Genomic DNA, 17,366 nt, shown 5'->3' on the forward strand with positions numbered 1-17,366 from the left:
CTACACTGAGCGGGTGAACACCACAGCCCCCCTGTGGGAGCGAGCCTGCTCGCGATGCAGACACCTCGATCCCTCAGGTGTACCCAAAGATGCATAACCCCTGCGCTGTCATCCCGGTCTACAACCACGAAACCGCGATCACCACCGTGGTCGATGCAGTGCTCGCCAGCAATCTGCCCTGCATCCTGGTGGACGATGCCAGCGATAAACCCTGCGCCGTAGTCCTCGATCAACTGGCCCGACGAGACAACATCCACCTGATCCGCCTCGCCGCCAATCAGGGCAAGGGCGGTGCGGTGATGACCGGCCTGCGTGAAGCGGCGCGCCTGGGCTTCAGCCACGCCTTGCAGGTGGATGCCGACGGCCAGCACGACCTGCAAGACGTCCAACGTTTCATCGAACACTCGCGCAGCTATCCCGAGGCCGTGATTTGCGGCTATCCGCAGTACGACGCCAGTGTGCCGAAAGGTCGCTTGTATGCCCGTTACCTGACTCACGTCATGGTCTGGATCAACACCCTGTCATTGCAGATCCGCGATTCCATGTGCGGTTTCCGCGTCTATCCGTTGCCACCGGTCCTGGCCCTGATCGACACCGCGAAGATCGGCAAGCGCATGGATTTCGACTCGGACATTCTGGTGCGCCTGGCGTGGCGCAATCAGCCGATGCAATGGCTGAAAACCAAAGTCCATTACCCCTTGGACGGTGTTTCGCATTTCCGGATGTTCCACGACAACGTGTTGATTTCAAGCATGCACACCCGGTTGTTCTTCGGCATGTTGCTGCGCTCGCCCCTGATTCTCTGGCGACGGTGGCGAGCATGAACGCCGACAAGCAACACTGGGCCGATCGCGAGGAGCGCGGCAGCTTCTGGCTGATGAAATTCACCGCGTGCGCCGCCAAACTGCTCGGTCGCCGGCTGTTGAGCCCGCTGCTGTACGGCATCGTGTTGTACTTTTTCCTGTTCGGTCGCAGCGCCCGCCACAGCGCCTGGCAATACCAGCGTCGGCTCGCCGATTGGAGCGGTCGCAGCGAACTGCGCCCGACCCAGTGGCGAGTGTTCGGCCAGTTCATGGCCTTCGCCGATTCCATGCTCGACAAGCTCGACGTATGGAACGGCAAGCTGAGCATCGAGCAGATCGAAATCATCGACCCGGCGCTACTGCGCAACAAACTGCGCGGCAGGCGCGGACAGATGCTGGTGGGTGCGCATTTGGGCAATCTCGAAGTCTGCCGCGCGCTGGCGGAGATGGGTGAGAAGGTCACGATGAACGTGCTGGTGCACACCAAGCACGCCGCGCAGTTCAACCGGTTGTTGGGCGAAGCCGGCGCGACCAATCTGCGTCTGATTCAGGTCAGCGAACTGGACCCGGTGATTATGCTGCAACTGCACGAACGCCTGGAGCGCGGCGAATGGCTGGCGATTGCCGGCGACCGTGTACCGTTGCATGGCGGGCGCAGCGTGACCGTGGATTTCCTCGGCCACCTGGCAAAATTCCCGCAAGGCCCCTGGCTGCTGGCGGGCCTTTTGAAATGCCCGATCAACCTGCTGCTGTGCCTGAAGAAACCCGACGGTGATTATCGACTGACCATTGAACCCTTCGCTGACGCAATCACCTGGAACCGCAGCGACCGCGAGCAGGTCATTCATCAGTGGGCTTCCCGCTATGCCGAGCGCCTGGGTCACTATTGCCTCGAAGCACCTCAACAATGGTTCAACTTTTACCCTTTCTGGAAAACCGATGACGACGCCAACGCTTGAGCCGGTAACCTTCGGCGAACTCCCTTTGCGCATCGAAGACGTGCTGGCCCTGGCCAACCGCCAGGCGCCGACGCAGTTGCAGGGCGACCCCGCGTACCGCGAGCGTATCGCCAAGGGCGCGCGCTTTCTCGATTCCCTGCTGGACAAGGAAGGCGTGATCTATGGCGTGACCACCGGTTACGGCGATTCCTGCGTGGTGGCGGTTCCGTTGCATCACGTCGAGGCGTTGCCCCGTCATTTGTACACGTTCCACGGCTGCGGGCTGGGCAAGCTGCTCGACGCCCAAGCCACCCGGGCGGTGCTGGCGGCGCGGTTACAGTCGCTGTGCCACGGCGTGTCCGGGGTGCGCGTGGAACTGCTGGAGCGCCTGCAAGCCTTCCTCGAACACGACATCCTGCCGCTGATCCCGGAAGAAGGCTCGGTAGGCGCCAGCGGCGATCTGACGCCACTGTCCTATGTCGCTGCCACCCTGTCCGGCGAGCGTGAAGTGATGTTCCGTGGCGAACGCCGTCAGGCGGCCGATGTGCACCGTGAACTCGGCTGGCAGCCGCTGGTGCTGCGTCCCAAGGAAGCCCTGGCCCTGATGAACGGCACAGCGGTGATGACGGGGCTCGCTTGCCTGGCCTACGCCCGCGCCGATTACCTGCTGCAACTGGCGACCCGTATCACCGCGTTGAACGTGGTCGCCCTGCAAGGCAACCCGGAGCACTTCGACGAACGTCTGTTCGCCGCCAAACCGCACCCGGGGCAGATGCAAGTCGCCGCGTGGTTGCGCAAGGATCTGGCGATCGACGCACCGACCGCGCCGCTGCATCGCCTGCAGGACCGCTATTCCCTGCGTTGTGCGCCTCACGTGCTCGGCGTGCTGGCCGACAGCCTGAACTGGTTGCGTTCGTTCATCGAGATCGAACTCAACAGCGCCAACGACAACCCGATCATCGACGCCGAGGCCGAACGCGTGCTGCACGGTGGGCACTTCTATGGCGGCCATATCGCCTTTGCCATGGACAGCCTGAAAAACCTGGTGGCCAACGTCGCCGATCTGCTGGATCGCCAGCTCGCGCTGCTGGTGGATGAACGCTATAACCATGGACTGCCGAGCAATTTGTCCGGTGCCAGCGCCGAGCGCGCGATGCTCAATCATGGCTTCAAGGCCGTGCAGATCGGCGCCAGTGCCTGGACCGCCGAAGCGCTGAAAAATACGATGCCGGCCAGCGTGTTTTCACGCTCCACCGAATGCCACAATCAGGACAAGGTGAGCATGGGCACCATCGCCGCCCGTGATGCGATTCGCGTGCTGGAACTGACCGAACAGGTCGCCGCCGCCACGCTGTTGGCTGCCAATCAGGGCGTGTGGCTGCGCGAACAGGCGGACGATGCACGACCACTGCCACCCGCTCTGGCCGCCATGCACGAGGAATTGTCCAGGGACTTCCCGCCGGTCATCGAAGACCGCGCGCTGGAAAGCGAGTTGCGCCTGTGCCTGCAACGAATCGCCGAACAACACTGGAGGCTGCATGCGTAGCAAGGGAGTGCTCCACACCGATACGGAAATCCTCGTGCCGTTCTTTGACGTCGACAGCATGAACGTTGTCTGGCACGGCCATTACGTCAAATACCTGGAAATCGCCCGCTGCGCGTTGCTGGACAAGATCGGCCATAACTATACGGCCATGTCCGAAACGGGCTACGCGTGGCCGGTGATCGACCTGCAACTGCGTTATGTGCGCGGCGCGGTGTTTGGCCAGCGGCTGAACGTGCGCGCCAATCTGGTGGAGTGGGAGAACCGCTTGAAGATCAACTACCTGATCAGCGATCTGGAAACCGGTGAACGTCTGACCCGTGCCGTTTCCGTGCAGGTAGCCGTCGATATGAGCAACCGCGAGATGCAACTGGCCTCGCCGAAGGTCTTCACCGACGCTGTGGAGAGGGCCCTGCCATGATTTTCTGCCACCCCCGTTCCCCTGTAGGAGCGAGCCTGCTCGCGAAAAACGTCCGGGCAACGCGCTCATTCAGGCAGTACGCGTTATCGTTCCCGTCCATCGCGAGCAAGCTCGCTCCTACAGTTTTCTGTGTGTTACTGGGCATTCCGGGGCTGGCCCATGCCTTCGATCTGCAACAGCTCAGCGATCAACTGGCCAAACCCGAGGTGATTCACGGCAATTTCATCCAGGAAAAGCACCTACGCGCCCTGCCTCAGCCGCTGACCAGCAAGGGCACCTTCGTCCTGGCGAAAAACCACGGATTACTGTGGCTGCTCAAAACCCCGCTGCAACAGGATTACCGCATCACCGCCAAGGGCATTGCCCGACGTGATGCCGGCGGCTGGCAAATGCTGCCGGGCAAGAGCGCCGGTGCCGAGCAGAACCGCTTGTTCCTCGCCGTGCTGCAAGGCGACAGCAGTGGGCTGCAACGGGATTTCGAGCTGTCACTGAGCGGCGACGCACAGCACTGGAAGCTGACGCTGGTGCCACGCTCGATGCTGCTCAAGCAGGTGTTCAATCAGATCAACATCACCGGTGGCGAACTGGTGCACAGCATCGAACTGCTGGAAACCCAGGGCGACAGCACGCTGTTGCGCATGCAGGACAGCACCAGCACCCAACCGTTGAGCGACGCGGAGCAACATGACTTTGCCGAGTGAACGCAGGCTGCCGCGGCTGTTCCTGATCCTGCTGCTGGCAGTGCTGGCGCTCGCCGGTTGGCAATGGCGCGACGGAGCGCCGTTATCGGCCAACCTGATGGAACTGGTGCCCGGTACCGCGCCGGACGCCTTGGAACTGCGCGCCGAACAGCGCATGCAAGAACCGCTCAATCGCGAAATGCTGGTGCTGGTTGGCCATGAACATCGAGAGCAAGCCATCGCCATGGCGCAAAGACTGGGTGATCAATGGCAAGCCAGCGGCCTGTTCGAAAAGGTCCAGTGGAACCTGCAAGCCGACCTGCCGGCGCTGCGCACGCAACTGCTGCAAGGCCGACTGGCGATGCTCTCGGCCGATGACCGGCAGCAACTGATCGAGCACCCGGACGCGTTTATCCAGCAACGGGTGCAGGCGCTGTTCGACCCCTTCACCGGTTTCACCCTGGTGCCCAGCCAGGACGACTGGCTGGGCCTGACCGGGCGCATCCAGAACAGCCAGCCACAACACGGCTCGGTGCAACTGGACATCGGCAGCGGTGCATTGATTGCCGATGCCAATGGCAAAAGCTGGGTGTTGCTGCGCGCGCGGAGCACCGGCAACGCCTTTGACATGAACCTGCCGCTGCAAGTGGCCAACCTGCTCCAGCACAGCCGCGAGGAGGCCGCCGAATCCGGTGCGCAACTGCTGGCGGCCAGTGGTCTGCTTTATGCCGCCAACGGTCAGAAGCAAGCCAGCCGTGAGATCACCTGGGTCGGCGGCGGTGCCACATTCGGGATCCTGTTGCTGCTGTTGCTGGCATTCCGCAATTGGCGCGTGTTGCTGGCCTTCGTCCCGGTGCTGGTGGGCATGTTGTTCGGCGCGGTGGCCTGCGTCGCGCTGTTTGGTCACCTGCACGTGATGACCCTGGTGCTGGGTTCGAGCCTGATCGGCGTCGCGGTCGATTACCCGCTGCATTACCTGTCCAAAGGCTGGAGCCTGAAACCCTGGCACAGCTGGCCGGCCCTGCGCCTGACCTTGCCGGGCTTGACCCTGAGCCTGATCACCAGCGCCATCGGTTACCTTGCGCTGGCCTGGACCCCGTTCCCGGCACTGACCCAGATCGCGGTGTTCTCCGCCGCTGGCCTGCTGGGTGCCTATTTGTCCGCCGTGTGCCTGCTCCCGGCACTGCTCAAGGGTGTGGAGCTGCGGCCGGCACAGTGGCCATTGCGGGTGTCCGAGTTTTTGCTGGGACTGCGTGAAGCATTGCTCAAGCGCTTGCACACGCCGGTGCTGCTGGCGCTGTTGATTGCCTTCTGCGCCGGCGGCCTGTTGCAGCTCGAAACGAAAAATGACATCCGCCAATGGGTCGGTGCGCCGCAGCAATTGACCGACGAAGCGCAAACCATCGCACGGATCACCGGCTATCAGCCCACCAGCCAGTTCTTTCTGGTGCAGGCGGCCGATCAACAGCAATTGCTCGAGCGCCAGGCCGCGCTCAGTGAACGTCTGGATCAACTGGTCAACCTGGAAAAGCTCCAGGGTTACCTGTCGCTCAATAAACTGGTCAACCCGCCGAGCGAACAGCGTCAGGTGCGCGATGCATTGAACAAACTGCCGCAATTCTGGCAGCCGTTGCTCGATGTCGGCGTGCCGGTGGAGGCGCTGCAAGCGGAGTTGACGAAATTGCAGGCGCTGCCCGTCGAAGACATCGACGCCGCATTGTCCGGCCCCCTGGCCGAGCCTTATCGCCTGTTGTGGCTCGGGCCGACCGCTGATGGCGTGGCCGCGATGGTCAGCCTGCAAGGCTTGAACAACCCTTCCCTGCTGCGGGTCCAGGCCAAGGATTTGCCGGGGGTGACGCTGGTGGATCGACTGGGTGAGTTGAACAACGTGTTCGCGGCGACCCAGATCAGTGCCGCGGAGCTGAAACTCGCCTCCTGCGTGTTGATCGTGCTGGTGCTGACCCTGCCGTTCGGCTTTGGCGGCGCACTGCGCATCGTCTCCCTGCCGCTGCTGGCCGCGCTGTGCAGCCTCGCCAGCCTCGGTTGGCTGGGGCAACCGCTCACCTTGTTCAGTCTATTCGGATTGCTGCTGGTGACGGCGATCAGTGTCGACTACGCGATCCTCATGCGCGAGCAAGTCGGCGGCGCCGCCGTCAGCCTGCTGGGCACCTTGCTGGCGGCGTTGACCACCTGGCTGTCCTTCGGCCTGCTGGCGGTGTCGAGCACGCCGGCAGTGAGTAACTTCGGCCTGTCGGTCAGCCTGGGCCTGATGTTCAGTTTCATGCTCGCCCCCTGGGCCGGTCGCCAGGTGCATGCGGCCACGGTCGCGGAGCCGACAGCATGATGATTGCACTGTTTTGGGTAATGGCCCTGACGCTGTTCGCCGTGGCGACCCGAATCGGTCGCCACTTCGGCTTGATTCCGATCGTCAGTCAGTTGCTGTTGGCGACCGTTGGCTTGCCGTTGCTGATGTACTTCTGGATCGAGCCGCAATGGCAATTGAACGGCGCGGCGCTGGTGTCGCCGGTCTGGCTGAAAAACCTGTATAGCCTCAGTTTCGCGCTGTTGCTGGGCTATATCCTCAGCGATGTGATCGACCTGCACCTGGACCGCCAGAGCCTGAAAATCGCCTTGCCGAGCTTCTGCATTCCGTTTGCCTGCGGCCTGGCCACGGCGATCTGGCTGTTGCCGGCGCAACCCTGGATCAGTTCCCTGGCGGTCGGCCTGTTGTTCGCCATTACCGCGATCCCGGTGCTGTACCTGTACCTGCGGCATATCGATTACCCGCCCGCCGCCACCCGACGGCTGGTGCAGACCGCGATCCTCATCGACCTCACCTGCTGGACCCTGTTTGCCATCGCCCAGGGCACTCTGCACCTGAGCAGCCTGTTGCTGCCGTTGGCCGGCGCCTGCCTGCCCGTGCTGCTGAGACTGCTGGGGCTGCGTCAACTGTGGCTGTACAGCCTGAGCTTTTTCGCCCTGCTGGTGGTGGCCGAACACTACAAGCTCAATGCGCTGATTTTCGGCATTGGCTATGTATTGATCATGGCGGCGTTGAAAGCGCCGCTGGTACTGCCGTTGCCGGCGATCTGGATGAGTCGCTTGCAGACCTACATGGCCATTCCGCTGATCCTCACCTTCGGCATCGTGCAAATCAACGTGCACAGCGCGATGGACAGTCTTGGCTGGGTGCAACTGGCGGCGCTGCTGCTGTTGCCGATTGCGAGCAAACTGCTGGGCAACTGGCTCGGTCTCGGCTGGGCCGGCGCCTCGTTCCAGGGTGCCAGCCGGTGGCGGGAAAGCGTGCTGCTGAACATTCGCGGCTTGAGTGAGATCGTGTTTCTCAACCTGCTGCTGCAACAACAGCTCATCAGCCCGGCGCTGTACTTTGCGCTCATGCTGATGGGCCTGGTCGCGACCCTGCTGCCGGCATTGGCCGGCATGCACCGGATCCCCTTGAACGCTGCCGCCCCGGCAAGGAGCCCTCATGCCAACCGTTGAAACGGAACATCGCCAGATCGTGGTTATCGGCGCAGGCCCTTCGGGCGCCATCGCCGCCGCGCTGCTCAAGCGCAAGGGACATGATGTACTGGTGATCGAGCGCCAGCATTTCCCACGGTTTTCCATCGGCGAAAGCCTGTTATGCCACTGCCTGGATTTCGTCGAAGAAGCGGGCATGCTCGACGCCGTCAACGCTGCCGGTTTCCAGCTGAAAACCGGCGCCGCGTTTGCCTGGGGCGAGCAGTACAGCACCTTCGATTTCAGCGAAAGCTTCAGCCACGGCAAACCGACGACCTTCCAGGTGCAACGCGCCGATTTCGACCAGTTGCTGGCCGATCAGGCGGCGCTGCAAGGGGTGGAAATCCGTTATGGCGAAACCATCGCCAGCGTCGCTGTCGATCAAGGCAAGCCAGGGCTTGGCGTACGTCGCGAGGACGGCAGCGTATACCGCATCGAGGCTGATTTCCTGCTCGACGCCAGTGGTTACGGACGCGTCCTGCCACGCCTGCTCGACCTCGAAGCACCGTCGAACTTCCCGGTGCGCCAAGCGGTGTTCACCCACGTCGAAGACTTTATCGACAGCCCGGCTTTCGATCGCACCAAAATCCTCATCACCACCCACCCGACCCAGCGCGATATCTGGTTCTGGACCATCCCGTTCAGCAACGGACGCTGCTCGGTGGGCGTGGTCGCGGCCGCCGAACACTTCGAGGGCCGCACCGACAATCTGGACGACTGCCTGCGCGGTTTCATTGCCCAAACGCCAAGTCTGGCCAGCGTGCTGAACAATGCCGTATGGGACACGCCTGCGCGCACCATCGGTGGTTACTCGGCCAACGTCAAAACCCTGCATGGACCGGGATTTGCGCTGCTGGGTAACGCGGCGGAATTCCTCGACCCGGTGTTCTCCTCCGGCGTCACCATTGCCATGCGCTCGGCGAGCATGGCCGCTGGGGTGCTGCACCGCCAGTTACAGGGAGAGACGGTGGACTGGCAAAAAGAATTCGCCGAACCGCTCAAGCGCGGCGTCGATACCTTCCGTTGCTACGTCGAAGGCTGGTACTCGGGGACTTTCCAGGACGTGATTTTCCATGAGGGCAGCTCGCCGGAAATCCGCCGCATGATCAGCTCGATCCTGGCCGGTTATGCCTGGGACGCGCGCAATCCGTTCGTCAGCGAGGCCAAGCGTCGGTTGAAGGTCATATCCGAACTGTGCGCAAGGAATGCGACATGAGCTATTTGAGCGACAACTACGTCGAAGAAACCCGATTCGGCCTTTGGTTCCTGCGAAGCCATGCCTGGCAGCACTATGTGCTGCGCGTGGCGGTCAACGACTTGCGCAGCCTGTTCAGCGAAGCCCCGCCAAGCCATCCGGTGCTGCTGGATGCCGGTTGCGGCCAGGGCAAGTCATTCCAGTACCTGCGCCAGGCCTTCATGCCCGGGCGCCTGATCGGCGTGGACGCCGACCCGCACAGCCTGAACCGCAGCCGTGAAGAAGCGGTCAATCAGGGTATGACGGTGGAGTTGATCGGCAGCGACTGCGCCAGTATCAATGTACCGGACGCCAGCGTTGACCTGCTGTTCTGCCACCAGACCTTTCATCATCTGGTGGAGCAGGAACAGGCGCTGGCCGAGTTTTACCGCGTGCTCAAGCCCGGCGGCTATCTGCTGTTCGCCGAATCCACCGAGGCTTACATTGATACTTGGGTGATCCGCTGGCTGTTCCGTCACCCGATGCACGTGCAGAAAAGCGCCGCGCAGTACCTGGAGATGATTCGCCGGCAGGGTTTCGAATTTGGCCCGCGAAACGTGTCTTATCCGTACCTGTGGTGGAGCCGCGCCAAGGATTTTGGCCTGTTGGAATGTTTGGGCCTGAGCAAGCCGAAGCCCTTTGGCCAGCGGGAAGAAACCCTGGTCAATGTGGTTGCGCGCAAACCCCTTGAAGGTGCTGTTTGATGTTCACTGCCCGTTGCTCGATGCACTCTCCTGTAGGAGCGAGCTTGCTCGCGAAAAACGCATGGTCAACGCGTTTATTCAGACAGCACGCGTTATCGTTAACGCCCATCGCGAGCAAGCTCGCTCCTACAGGGGTAGTGAGTATTCTGCGATTTTTGTTGTTAGGTTTTGCCATGTTGCTCAATGCCTGCGCCAGCCAGGCGCCGTTGCCCGAGCAAACGCCGAATCTGTCGCTGCCACTGCAATTGCACATTCAGCGGCTGCAAGCCGAACAGCGTCAGGACTGGGTGCTGGTGATCCAGCGGGAAGGCCCGGCCATTCGCTGGTCGATGATGGACCTGCTGGGCATTCCCCAGGCACGCCAGAAGCTGATTGGCGGCCAATGGCGCGCCGATGGCTTGCTGCCACCCAACCCCGAGGCCCGGGAGCTGTTCGCCGCGCTGCTGTTTGCGCTGACCCCGCAAAAGGAGTTGAACGGCAACTATCCGGCAGCCTGGCAACATGGCGCCCAACGCTCCTTGCCGGAGCGTTGGGACGTCCGCTATTCACAACCGATGAGCTTTGAATTGAACCTGCCCAAAGGTCCGAAATACCAAGTCACGCCACTGAGCGGGGAGGCACCATGACCGCCTACCTGAACGCCCTGGGGGTCATCTGCTCCCTGGGCCGTGACAAGCACGAAATCGCGCGCAACCTGTTTGCCGGCGATTGTTCCGGCATGCGCAGCGAAGCCGGCTGGGTGCCGCAACGCTCCTTGCCGGTGGGCGCGGTGCGGGGCGAACTGGCGGCGATTCCCGCCGGACTGTCCCGGCAAAACACCCGCAACAATCAGCTGCTGATGGAAGCCGCCCTGCAAATTCGCCAGGACATCGATCACGCGATCCAGACGTATGGTCGCGACCGTATCGGCGTCGTTCTTGGCACCAGCACATCGGGCATCGACGAAGCCAGCCAGGGCCTGGCCCATTACATCCGCGAGCACCATTTCCCGGCGGAATACGACTACCAGCAACAGGAACTCGGCGCGCCGGCCAGTTTTCTCGCTGACTGGCTGCAACTGAGCGGCCCCGCTTATGTAATTTCCACCGCTTGTACCTCCAGCGCCCGGGCGCTGATGAGCGCCCAGCGCCTGCTCGACCTCGGGGTCTGCGACGTGGTGTTGTGCGGTGGCGTCGACAGCTTGTGCAAACTGACCCTCAATGGTTTCTCGGCGCTGGAAGCGGTGTCCGATCAGCGCTGCAACCCGTTCTCGGTCAACCGCAACGGCATCAATATCGGCGAAGCGGCCGCGCTGTTCCTGATGAGCAAGCAGGCGGGCGGCAACTCACCGATTGCCCTGCTCGGCAGCGGCGCCAGCTCCGATGCGCATCACATTTCCGCGCCGGAACCTACCGGGCGAGGCGCTTTGCAAGCGATGCACAAGGCGTTGAACCGCGCCGGCCTGCAACCGCAACAGATCAGTTACCTGAACCTGCACGGCACCGCCACCCAGCACAACGACGCCATGGAAAGCCGGGCGGTGGCCGCCCTGTTCCCCGCCGGCGTGCCCTGTTCCTCGACCAAACCCATGACCGGCCACACCCTTGGCGCAGCCGGCGCGCTGGAGGCGGCGTTCTGCTGGTTGAGCCTGAGCGCAGGCAACCCTGAACATGCCCTGGCGCCGCATGTCTGGGATGGCCAACCGGATCCTGAGTTACCTGCCCTGAATTGGGTGACCCCGACCGATCGCCTGGCGTCCACAGGTCCTCGCTACCTGATGAGCAATTCCTTCGCCTTCGGTGGCAACAACGTCAGCCTGATTATCGGAGACGCCCCATGATTGACTGGCCGCTCGCCGAATTGCTGCCCCACGCTGGCGACATGATCCTCATCGACCGGATCCTGGCGTTCGATGAGGAGCAGATTCACACCCGCCTCACGGTCAAGCCCGACGGGCTGTTCAACCGCCCCGACGGCAGTTTGCCGGCCTGGGTCGGCATTGAGCTGATGGCCCAGAGCGTCGCGCTCTTCGCCGGTTGCCATGCACGCCAGCGTGGGGATGCGGTGGAGCTCGGCTTCCTGCTGGGCAGCCGAAAGTTCGAATGCAACGTCGAGAGTTTTCCAGCGGGGACCGAACTGACCATCCACGGCATTCGCTCGCTGGAAGACGACAATGGCATGGGCGTGTTCGAATGCCACATCAACGCACCGGACATTCATGCCACTGCCCGTCTGAACGTGTACCGCCCGCCTCAGCCGGCTCAATATCTTGATGAACCCCAAGGAACCCAATCATGACTGAATCCGTACTGGTCACCGGTTCCAGCCGTGGCATCGGCCGCGCCATCGCCCTGCGCCTGGCCCAGGCCGGACATGACATCGTGCTGCATTGCCGCAGCGGCCTGACGGACGCCATCGCGGTGCAGGGCGAAATCGAAGCCTTGGGGCGCAAGGCGCGCGTCCTGCAATTCGACGTGTCGGACCGCGCCGCTTGTAAGACCATCCTTGAAGCCGACGTGGAAACCCACGGTGCCTATTACGGTGTGGTGCTCAACGCCGGACTGACCCGTGACGGTGCTTTTCCGGCGCTGAGCGAGGATGATTGGGATGTGGTGATGCGCACCAACCTCGACGGTTTCTACAACGTACTGCACCCGGTGATGATGCCGATGATCCGTCGTCGCGCCGCCGGGCGAATTGTTTGCATCACCTCGGTGTCCGGGCTGATCGGCAACCGCGGCCAGGTCAACTACAGTGCCTCCAAGGCCGGTTTGATCGGCGCGGCGAAGGCGTTGGCGATCGAACTGGGCAAACGCAAGATCACCGTCAACTGTGTTGCGCCCGGCCTGATCGACACCGCGATGCTCGATGAAAACGTGCCGGTGGAAGAACTGATGAAAATGATCCCCGCACAACGCATGGGCACCCCCGAAGAGGTGGCCGGCGCGGTGAATTTCCTGATGTCGGCGGAAGCCTCGTACATCACCCGGCAGGTTTTGGCCGTCAATGGAGGCCTGTGTTGATGAAACGCGTCGTCGTCACCGGCATGGCCGGCATCACCTCACTGGGCAGCGACTGGGACACCATTGTCGGCAACTTCGCGGCCAACCGCAGCGGCATCCGCCGGATGGATGAGTGGGATCGCTTCACCGAACTCAACACGCGCCTGGCCGGCCCTATCGATGACTTCAAGGTGCCGAGCCACTGGACCCGCAAACAGCTGCGCAGCATGGGCCGGGTATCACGGCTGGCGGTCGGCGCGGCGGAACAGGCGCTGGCCGACGCCGGATTGCTGGGCGACGAATCGATCAAGGACGGGCGCATGGGCGTTGCTTGCGGCTCGTCCACCGGCAGCACCGACGAGATCAAGGCGTTCGGCAACATGCTGCTCAACTCAGTGGCCGAAGGCCTGAACGCCAACTCCTACGTGCGCATGATGCCGCACACCACGGCGGCCAATATCAGCATTTTCTTCGGCCTTACCGGCCGGCTGATCCCGACGTCCAGCGCCTGCACCAGTGGCAGCCAGGGCATCGGTTATGCCTACGAAGCCATCAAGTTCGGACGCCTGCCGCTGATGCTTGCCGGTGGCGCCGAAGAGCTGTGCCCGACCGAAGCCATGGTCTTCGACGCGCTCTATGCCACCAGCCTGAAAAACGACACCCCGCAGTTGTCCCCCCGTCCCTACGACAGTGCTCGCGACGGCCTGGTGATCGGTGAAGGCGGCGGCATGCTGGTGCTCGAAGAACTGGAACACGCCCTCGCCCGGGGTGCGCACATCCATGCCGAGATCGTCGGCTTCGGCAGCAACGCCGACGGCCAGCACACCACCCGTCCGGAGCAAGTCACCATGCGCCGGGCCATGGAACTGGCGCTGGAAGATGCAGGGCTCAAACCGTCGGACATCGGCTACGTGAACGGTCACGGCACCGCGACAGAGCAAGGTGACATCGCCGAAACCCTGGCCACCAGCAGCCTGTTCGGCGAACACATGCCGATCAGCTCGCAGAAGAGTTTCCTGGGCCACACCCTTGGCGCGTGCGGTGCGCTGGAGTCCTGGTTCAGCATCGAAATGCTCAACCGCGACCTGTACGTGCACACCCTCAACCTGGACGAGGTTGATCCGAACTGCGGCAAGCTCGACTACCTGCGCGGTGAGTTCCGGCAGATGAGCAATCAATTTGTGATGAACAATAACTTTGCGTTTGGTGGGGTGAATACGTCGCTGATTTTCAAGCGCTGGTCATAAAAAAACACGCCCCCCTGCTGCAGCTATCCCTTGTGGGAGCGAGCCTGCTCGCGAAGGACGTCAACGATAACGCGTGCTGCCTGAATGAACGCGTTGTCTGGACGTTTTTCGCCAGCAGGCTCGCTCCCACAGGGTTCCACTGCACTCGCCTGATCGGTCATGGTGGATCGAGGTTATCCAACACCCGATTCACCGCCAGTTCCCCCAACATGATCGACTGCTGAATTCCCAATAGCGTGTGGCCCTGCGCGCCCTTCAGGTCTCTCGCGAAGTCACTCGCCATGACATTCGCCGAGGCCAGTGATACGCAGGCGTATTCCAGCAGGGTGTGGTTGTCGATGTCGGGCGCGATGAGGAAGATCGGACTGGGTTGGCGTGGCGCGTCCGGATCGGTGTCCGGGGGATTTGGCGTATGGATCATGAGTCAGCGTCCTGAAAAAGAAGGGTGGCAGCTGTACGCAGGTTAGTAGACCGGGCTACGACGAAACCGGCGCGCCCGAAGGCGCCCTGCGCACAGCCACCGTCAAGGGCAGGTATGGACATACCTGCCTATCAGGAGCGCAAATGCGCTTCGTCGAGCTACGGGCTACTAAACCCGATCACTGACCATCAGTGACCCGACTCAAGTTAGCGATGGCCCTCGAAGTGCACAAGCCGGCGGATTCTGGAGTAGGTGTAGGCAGCGCCGCAAGGCGCTGTAGCCTGTTGGAGGTACTTCAGAAAAGTCCCACAACCAGTGGCGAAGCTTCTGATCTTCTGTAGGAGCGAGCTTGCTCGCGATGGTCGTGAACGATGGCGCGTGTTTGCTGAGTACACGCGGCGTTCTTTAGTCCATCGCGAGCAGGCTCGCTCCTACAAAGGATTGGCCGCGCAGCACAGATCGAGTTCACACCGCGGAATCCTGTGGGAGCGAGCCTGCTCGCGAATGACGGCGCAGCCGTCAAGATTTCAGGGGTTCAACCTTGCGCGTGAGCAATTCGACAAACGCCCTGGCCATCGCCGACTTCTGATCCTTGCGCTGCACCAGCCACACCGCCGACACCGCCGCCGGATCCAGCAATGGCCGGTAAACCACGCCATCTATGCGCATCCGCTGATAAGACGCCGGCAGTACCGATACACCCAACCCCGCCGCCACCAGCCCGATGATCGTCATCGCCTCCCCAGCCTCCTGGGCGAAGTGCGGGCTGAAGCCAGCGTCCCGTGCCAGGCTGAGCAGTTGCGCATACAGACCACTGCCGTAGCTGCGTGGGAAAAATACGAAGGGTTCGAGGGCCAGGGCGGACAGGAACAATCCCTCTTCACTGTCCTTGACCAGCGGATGCTTGGAGCTGAGCACCGCCACCAAAGGCTCGCGCATCAACTCGACCACACTGAGCGAATCGGGTAGTCCAAGCGGCCGCATGATCCCGACCTCGATCGACTCATCGACCAGTGCATCGGCCACCTGCGTACTGCTCATTTCCCGCAGGTTCAGGTGCACCGCCGGGAAGCGCTGGCGAAACGAGAAGATCGCCTGGGGTATCGTCGAGTTGAACGGTGCTGAAGAGGTGAAGCCGATTTTCAGTTCGCCCAACTCACCCAATTGCGCCCTCCGGGCGACATCCGCCGCTTTGTCGACCTGCGCCAGCACCAGCCGTGCCTCTTCCAGAAACAGCCGACCGGCCTCGCTCAGCTCGACCCGACGATTGGTACGCTCGAACAAACGCGCGCCGACCTCTTGTTCCAGCGCCTGAATCTGCTGGCTCAACGGCGGCTGGGAGATGCCCAGCACCTGTGCAGCGCGGCCGAAGTGCAGTTCCTCGGCGACGGCAATGAAGTAGCGCAAATGACGCAATTCCATGGAAACCCCATTAGGTCGTTAAAGCTATCAAACAGGTCGAACAATATATTGGATTGAATCATTAGCCAGCTATATGCTTTTTTCATTGCCTGACCGGCTGCGCTCCTCCGAGGTCTACCGTGAAAACTGCTGTCGCTCCACTCACCCATGAAGTTTCTCCTGCCGCACAGGACGAAGTGGTCGCTGAACTCAAAGAGATCTACATCGAAAAAGGCACGCCAGCGTTCATGCGCACGGTGCTGGCATTGTTCTGTGGCGGCTTCGCGACGTTCGCCCTGCTCTACTGCGTGCAGCCGATGATGCCGCTGCTGTCCCACGAATATTCCATCAACGCAGCGCAAAGCAGCCTGATTCTCTCGGTGGCCACGGGCATGCTCGCCATTGGTCTGCTGATCACCGGCCCGATCTCCGATCGCATCGGACGCAAACCGGTGATGGTCGCGGCGCTGTTCGCCGCAGCGCTGTTCACCATGGCCAGCGCAATGATGCCGAGCTGGCACGGCGTGCTGGTGATGCGCGCGCTGATCGGATTGTCGTTGAGCGGCCTGGCGGCGGTCGCCATGACGTATCTGAGCGAAGAGATTCACCCTCACCACATCGGCCTGGCGATGGGCCTGTACATCGGCGGTAACGCCATTGGCGGGATGAGCGGGCGATTGATTACCGGCGTGTTGATCGACTTCGTCAGTTGGCACACGGCAATGCTGGTGATTGGCGGCCTGGCCATGATCGCGGCGGCGGTGTTCTGGAAGATCCTTCCCGAATCGCGCAACTTCCGCGCCCGTTCGCTGCATCCGCGCAGCCTGCTCGACGGCTTCACCATGCACTTTCGCGACGCCGGCTTGCCGCTGCTGTTCCTCGAAGCCTTTGTGCTGATGGGCGCGTTCGTCACGCTGTTCAACTACATTGGCTACCGCTTGCTGGCCGAGCCTTATCACATGGAGCAGGCGTTCGTCGGGCTGCTGTCGGTGGTGTACCTGTCGGGTATCTACAGCTCGGCGAAAATCGGCGCGCTGGCGGACAAACTCGGTCGTCGCAAAGTGCTCTGGAGCACCATCGCGCTGATGATCGCCGGCCTCGTCCTGACGATGTTCACGCCGCTGCCGCTGGTGATCTTCGGCATGCTGGTCTTCACCTTCGGCTTCTTCGGCGCCCATTCGGTGGCCAGCAGCTGGATCGGCCGCCGCGCCATCAGGGCCAAGGGTCAGGCGTCGTCGTTGTACCTGTTTTGCTATTACGCCGGTGGCAGCATCGCCGGTACCGCAGGCGGCTATTTCTGGCATCTGGGCGGCTGGAACGGCATCGGCCTGTTCATTGGCGCGCTGCTGGTGGTGGCGCTGTTGATCGCGTTGAAATTGGCGAAGCTCCCCCCATTGCGGTAAAGACCCTTGTGGGAGCGAGCCTGCTCGCGAAGGCGTACTGACATTCAGCATTGATGTTGGCTGACCAAGCG

17 protein-coding genes are annotated in these 17,366 nt (G+C 62.1%); 15 read left to right on the forward strand and 2 right to left on the reverse strand.

Translation table 11 applies throughout. The features are described 5' to 3' along the window. Positions 1–89: 89 nt before the first annotated feature. The 14 genes from GPL81_RS03760 (at position 90) to GPL81_RS03825 (ending at position 14,070) form a co-directional block, all read left to right on the forward strand. A complete protein-coding gene (locus GPL81_RS03760) occupies positions 90–824 on the forward strand; it encodes a glycosyltransferase family 2 protein (protein ID WP_160105253.1) in 735 nt (244 codons plus the stop codon). Further along, positions 821–1,762 (forward strand): lysophospholipid acyltransferase family protein, encoded by a 942-nt coding sequence (locus GPL81_RS03765; RefSeq protein ID WP_160105254.1) that lies wholly within the window; start codon positions 821–823, stop codon positions 1,760–1,762. Before GPL81_RS03760 ends, GPL81_RS03765 begins: the two co-directional genes overlap by 4 nt. Beyond that, positions 1,743–3,287: an HAL/PAL/TAL family ammonia-lyase gene (locus GPL81_RS03770; RefSeq protein WP_160105255.1), complete on the forward strand. Its 1,545-nt coding sequence runs from the start codon at positions 1,743–1,745 to the stop codon at positions 3,285–3,287. The genes GPL81_RS03765 and GPL81_RS03770 overlap by 20 nt, the downstream gene beginning before the upstream one ends. Continuing rightward, on the forward strand, positions 3,280–3,705 hold the full coding sequence (locus GPL81_RS03775; RefSeq protein ID WP_160105256.1) for an acyl-CoA thioesterase: 426 nt from the start codon (positions 3,280–3,282) through the stop codon (positions 3,703–3,705). Before GPL81_RS03770 ends, GPL81_RS03775 begins: the two co-directional genes overlap by 8 nt. Further along, positions 3,702–4,406 (forward strand): outer membrane lipoprotein carrier protein LolA, encoded by a 705-nt coding sequence (locus GPL81_RS03780; RefSeq protein ID WP_160105257.1) that lies wholly within the window; start codon positions 3,702–3,704, stop codon positions 4,404–4,406. Before GPL81_RS03775 ends, GPL81_RS03780 begins: the two co-directional genes overlap by 4 nt. Continuing rightward, a complete protein-coding gene (locus GPL81_RS03785; RefSeq protein ID WP_160105258.1) occupies positions 4,390–6,729 on the forward strand; it encodes an MMPL family transporter in 2,340 nt (779 codons plus the stop codon). Before GPL81_RS03780 ends, GPL81_RS03785 begins: the two co-directional genes overlap by 17 nt. Further along, positions 6,726–7,886: a cation:proton antiporter gene (locus GPL81_RS03790; RefSeq protein ID WP_160105259.1), complete on the forward strand. Its 1,161-nt coding sequence runs from the start codon at positions 6,726–6,728 to the stop codon at positions 7,884–7,886. Before GPL81_RS03785 ends, GPL81_RS03790 begins: the two co-directional genes overlap by 4 nt. Continuing rightward, on the forward strand, positions 7,873–9,120 hold the full coding sequence (locus GPL81_RS03795; protein ID WP_160105260.1) for an NAD(P)/FAD-dependent oxidoreductase: 1,248 nt from the start codon (positions 7,873–7,875) through the stop codon (positions 9,118–9,120). Before GPL81_RS03790 ends, GPL81_RS03795 begins: the two co-directional genes overlap by 14 nt. Next, complete coding sequence (locus GPL81_RS03800; RefSeq protein WP_160105261.1) at positions 9,117–9,842, forward strand: class I SAM-dependent methyltransferase; 726 nt, start codon at positions 9,117–9,119, stop codon at positions 9,840–9,842. The genes GPL81_RS03795 and GPL81_RS03800 overlap by 4 nt, the downstream gene beginning before the upstream one ends. 173 nt (positions 9,843–10,015) lie before the next feature. Then, a complete protein-coding gene (locus GPL81_RS03805; RefSeq protein WP_246218879.1) occupies positions 10,016–10,468 on the forward strand; it encodes a hypothetical protein in 453 nt (150 codons plus the stop codon). Then, positions 10,465–11,661: a beta-ketoacyl-[acyl-carrier-protein] synthase family protein gene (locus GPL81_RS03810; RefSeq protein ID WP_160105262.1), complete on the forward strand. Its 1,197-nt coding sequence runs from the start codon at positions 10,465–10,467 to the stop codon at positions 11,659–11,661. The genes GPL81_RS03805 and GPL81_RS03810 overlap by 4 nt, the downstream gene beginning before the upstream one ends. Beyond that, positions 11,658–12,119, forward strand: coding sequence for a hotdog family protein (locus GPL81_RS03815; protein ID WP_160105263.1), 462 nt, complete (start codon positions 11,658–11,660; stop codon positions 12,117–12,119). Before GPL81_RS03810 ends, GPL81_RS03815 begins: the two co-directional genes overlap by 4 nt. Further along, positions 12,116–12,844 (forward strand): 3-oxoacyl-ACP reductase FabG, encoded by a 729-nt coding sequence (gene fabG / locus GPL81_RS03820; protein WP_160105264.1) that lies wholly within the window; start codon positions 12,116–12,118, stop codon positions 12,842–12,844. Before GPL81_RS03815 ends, fabG begins: the two co-directional genes overlap by 4 nt. Then, complete coding sequence (locus tag GPL81_RS03825) at positions 12,844–14,070, forward strand: beta-ketoacyl-ACP synthase (protein ID WP_160105265.1); 1,227 nt, start codon at positions 12,844–12,846, stop codon at positions 14,068–14,070. Before fabG ends, GPL81_RS03825 begins: the two co-directional genes overlap by 1 nt. 157 nt (positions 14,071–14,227) lie before the next feature. On the opposite strand, the gene GPL81_RS03830 is transcribed toward GPL81_RS03825, so the two are convergent. Then, positions 14,228–14,491, reverse strand: a complete 264-nt coding sequence (locus GPL81_RS03830; RefSeq protein WP_160105266.1) for a DUF6124 family protein — start codon at positions 14,489–14,491, stop codon at positions 14,228–14,230. Positions 14,492–15,010: 519 nt separating this feature from the next. Next, positions 15,011–15,913, reverse strand: a complete 903-nt coding sequence (locus GPL81_RS03835) for a LysR family transcriptional regulator (RefSeq protein WP_160105267.1) — start codon at positions 15,911–15,913, stop codon at positions 15,011–15,013. Positions 15,914–16,089: 176 nt separating this feature from the next. Between GPL81_RS03835 and GPL81_RS03840 the strand changes: the two genes are divergently transcribed. Then, positions 16,090–17,295: an MFS transporter gene (locus tag GPL81_RS03840; protein WP_425502524.1), complete on the forward strand. Its 1,206-nt coding sequence runs from the start codon at positions 16,090–16,092 to the stop codon at positions 17,293–17,295. Positions 17,296–17,366: the final 71 nt, after the last annotated feature.

It is taken from the genome of Pseudomonas izuensis, from assembly GCF_009861505.1.
GTDB classification, from domain to species: Bacteria; Pseudomonadota; Gammaproteobacteria; order Pseudomonadales; family Pseudomonadaceae; genus Aquipseudomonas; species Aquipseudomonas izuensis.